We start from the raw sequence: 3536 nt of genomic DNA on the forward strand, positions 1-3536 counted from the left end.
GTGCCCAGCGGTGCCACGAGCTCGAGAACCTCGCTCCCGTTGCTGACGAGCACCGCGTGGTCCTCCCGCACGAGGCGGTGGCACCCCGCCGAGCTGCCCACGAGCACGTCACCGGGCACGGCCGCCACCTCCCGGGAGAGCCCCGCGGCGTGCCGCGCCGTGTTCAGGGATCCCGAGCGCCATGCGGCCTCCGTGACCACAGTGGCGCACGTGAGGGCCGCGATGATCCGGTTGCGCTGAAGAAACCTGTACCGGGTGGGAGCGCACCCGAAAGGCACCTCGCTCAGCAGCAGGCCGCGCTGGCAGATCCGCCCGAGCAGCTCGGCGTTGCCCGCGGGGTAGAACCGGTCCACGCCGCAGGCCAGGACCGCCACGGTGGCCCCGGGCCCCGCAGCCGTCTGCAATGCCGTGGTGTGCGCCTCGGCGTCGATCCCGAAGGCGCCCCCGGACACCACGCACCGGTCGGCCGCCACCAGCTCCTGGGCGATGCCCCTCGTCACGGCGGCACCGTACGCGCTGGCGTTGCGGGACCCCACCACGGCCACGCTGCCCCGGAGACGTCCCAGAAGCGCCCGGTCTCCGCGTCCCCACAGCACGATCGGCTGCTGCAGCCCCAGATCAGCGAGCTGTCCGGGCCAGTCCGGGTCCTCCGGAATCACCGTCCAGGCACCGACGCGCAGGGCGTGGCGCTGCTCCACGTCCGTCGCGGGGACCGGCAACCTGGACCGCCAGGCCTCGAAGCGGGCGGTCAGGTCGGGAGTCCGGGAACCCGGAAGCCACTCCTGCGTCGCCTTGTGCAGCACGGAGCGCAGGGCGCGAGTGGGTTCCTGCAGCTCGGTGATGCTCCGCCACAGCACCTGGGGCCCGAGCGCGCGCAGCAGAAGCAGTCCGGCCGTGTCGCTCGGTTCGATGATGTGGGCCAGACGAGTGCGGCACGCCCTCACGTCCTCCGTGGAATCGGCCGGGTGCTGGAAATCTGCAGCGTTCTGGCTGAACTGGTCGCCGGTCATGTCGTCACCGTGGTCTTGAAGTAGAGGGCCAGTTGAACGTGCTCGCGGGTGGGCACCACCGCGCCGTCGAGGTCCGCGAGGGTCCACGCCACGCGCAGGACCTTCACGAATCCCCGTGCCGTGAGCGCCCTGCGCTCCATGGCGGCCCTCAATGGTTCCACCGCGTCCGCACCCGGGGAAAGTCTGCGGCGCAGCAGCGCCCCGGGGACGCTGGCATTCAGTCGGCAGCCCAGAGAACGCAGCCGTTCCTGCTGGGCGCCCCGGGCCTGCGCGACCCGCTGCGCCACGGTCGCGCTGCTCTCGGGAGCATCCCCCGACACCGCGCTGAGCTCGTGGTAGGTCACCGCGGGCACTCGCAGCTGCACGTCCACCCTGTCCAGCAGCGGACCCGAGAGTTTCCCGAAGTAGCGGCGGCGCTGCACGGAGCTGCACGTGCACGCCTGTCCGGTGCCGCCCGCGTGCCCGCAGGCGCAGGGGTTGGCGGCCAGCACGAGCTGGAACGCGGCGGGATACTGCGCCACGGACTGGGCCCTCGCGATCGTGACCGTGCCGGACTCGAGGGGTTGTCGCAGAGCGTCCAGCACCCTGCGGTCGAACTCGGGCGCCTCGTCCAGGAAGAGCACGCCACGATGGGCCAGGGAGATGGCACCGGGCCGAGGCATGCCGCTGCCTCCCCCGCACATGGCGGGCATGGTGGTCCCGTGGTGCGGGGCCTGAAAAGGTGGCCGCCTGATCAGGGCCGAGCACCCGGAATCTCCACGGAGGGAGTGGACCGAGGTGACCTCGAGCGAGTCCTCGTCCTCAAGGTCCGGGAGGATCCCCGGCAGGCGCTCCGCGAGCAGGGTCTTGCCCGCACCCGGTGGGCCGACCATGAGCAGGTGATGGCCACCGGCGGCCGCGATCTCCAGGGCCTTACGCCCCTCGATCTGACCCACCACGTCAGTCAGATCCCGCGGATCCTGGTCCTGGGGCACCGCCCGCGACTGTGGGGTGGGCGAGGGCCCCGTCGCGGCGGGCTCCGCCCGGGCCGCCAGCGCGGGATCTGCCCCGAACTGGACCAGCAGACGGGCCAAATGCCCAGCTGAGCTCACGGTTGCGCCCGTGACGAGTTCGGCCTCCGCCCGGTTGGCATCCGCCACCACGACGTGAGGGCAGCCCTCCCTCACGGCCGCCAGGACCGCCGGAAGCACTCCCCGGACGGGGCGCAGGGAGCCGTCCAGCCCCAGCTCCGCAAAGAAGACGGTGTCCGGGGGGACACGCACCACGCCCTGGGCGCTGAGGACCGCCATCACGACGGCGACGTCGAAGTGCGAACCGCGCTTGGGAAGTGTGGCCGGTGAGAGGTTGACCGTGATCTTGCGAGGGGACAGCGGGGCACCTGCATGACGTGCCGCGGAACGGATGCGTTCCTTGGACTCGTTGACCGCCTGGTCCGGCAGCCCGATGATCGTGAACCCCGGCAGCGACTGTCCGATGTCCGCCTCCACGTCCACCACGTGCCCCTCCAGGCCGATCAGGGCGACACTGCGACTGCGGGCGAACCCCTTCACCGGGCACCTGCCAGAGCGGCGCGGGGAGGTTGGGCGATAACTGATGTCATGGCACCCACCGTGCCTCCCCCGCCACTGAGGCCACCACGATTCTCGTGGAGTGTGCAGGGCGCTCACCGCGCCCCAGGCGCGTCGAAGGCGTCAGAGAGTGCGGTGGCTTCTCAGGCCCGTCGATGGCCCGGGACTCGAGAGCGGTTCGGAGCTGATCGCTGGGTCCGCCGAGAGACCGCGCGTCGTCGACCAGCGCATCGTGGGATCCTCGGGACGGGCCTCTGGTGGCGGCAGCTCCCCCGGTTCTGACGCAGCGGGGGACGACGTCGGGGATGACACGGGCGCCGTGGGTCCGAGCGCCGACCCAGGATGTGCTGTCGGCGCCCCGGAGGCGGAAACTGGGGATGGGGATGACCCGGGCAGGCCGGGAGCGGGCGACGGCGCCGCAGGTGGCTTGGGCGCCGTAGGAGCCGGGGCCGGGAGCGCTGGAGGTGAGCCGGGCACGGTGTGGCCCCGCGTGGGGGCCGGACGCGCCCCCGGCACGTCGGGAGCAAAGGTTTCGACGGGGGACGGCCCCGGCGCCGTGGGAGCCGGCGTCGCCGTCGGAGGGGCACTCGGCACCGGGGGATGCGGCATGGCGGGAGCAGGGGCCGGAAGGGCCGGAGCGACACTCGCAGGAACCGTTCCGCTGGGCGCGGAAATGCTCGGGTCGGGCACTCCGGGGGACGGGCCCCCGGCGCCAGGTTCTCCTCCGCCGGGATCTCCGGGGCCTGGTTCCACGGGCCCTGGTTCCACGGGCCCTGGATCCACGGGCCCGGGGTCGGTGGGTCCGGGGTCCACCGGCCCGGGGTCCACCGGGCCCGGGTCGACGGGCCCGGGATCGACGGGCCCCGGGTCCACCGGACCCGGATCACCCGGGCCGGGATCCCCGGGGCCGGGCACGATCGGGTCCGGCTCCGCGGGTCCGGGAAGGGCAGGGTCCACC

2 protein-coding genes are annotated in these 3536 nt (G+C 73.0%); both read right to left on the minus strand.

All coding sequences use genetic code 11. The annotated features are described in order from the left end of the window. A partial coding sequence (gene dprA, locus D9R02_RS11510) for a DNA-processing protein DprA (RefSeq protein WP_121566947.1) occupies positions 1–1010 on the minus strand: 1010 nt, incomplete at its 3' end. Next, entirely contained in the window at positions 1007–2560 is a 1554-nt protein-coding gene (locus D9R02_RS11515) for a YifB family Mg chelatase-like AAA ATPase (RefSeq protein WP_121566948.1), read from the minus strand. The genes D9R02_RS11515 and dprA, both read right to left, overlap by 4 nt. Positions 2561–3536 lie beyond the last annotated feature (976 nt).

The organism is Kocuria rhizophila, from assembly GCF_003667225.1.
GTDB classification, from domain to species: domain Bacteria; phylum Actinomycetota; class Actinomycetes; order Actinomycetales; family Micrococcaceae; genus Kocuria; species Kocuria rhizophila.